This window comes from Burkholderia sp. SIMBA_062 (assembly GCF_046534765.1).
GTDB classification, from domain to species: domain Bacteria; phylum Pseudomonadota; class Gammaproteobacteria; order Burkholderiales; family Burkholderiaceae; genus Burkholderia; species Burkholderia ambifaria.
Map to the genome: position 1 here is coordinate 1 of NZ_JAWRYD010000424.1, position 255 is coordinate 255.

At 65.5% G+C, this 255-nt stretch carries 1 pseudogene; it reads left to right on the forward strand.

Annotation, left to right across the window (positions count from 1 at the left end):
• Positions 1 to 13 precede the first annotated feature (13 nt).
• Positions 14 to 255, forward strand: a pseudogene (locus SB786_RS36935) (lysozyme inhibitor); the annotation flags it as partial.

A 255-nucleotide genomic window follows, 5' to 3' on the forward strand; every position in this document is an offset into this window, starting at 1 on the left:
GCTTCGTTCGAAGTTGCCTTCTTTTCTTTCCTCTCCGTGGCGCGCGGCGCTCGGGCTCGGCCTCGCCTGCGCCGCCTTGCACGCGAGCGCGGCGCCGCTCGAAGTGCGCGAAATCCAGACTCAGGCGCGCCACACCTTCAGCTACACCTGCGCGGACGGCAAGACCTTTAAGGTCACCTATATCAACGGCACGAACGGCCAGAGTTTCGCGCTCGTGCCCGTCGACGGCCGCAGGCTGCTGTTCGTCGGCGTGAT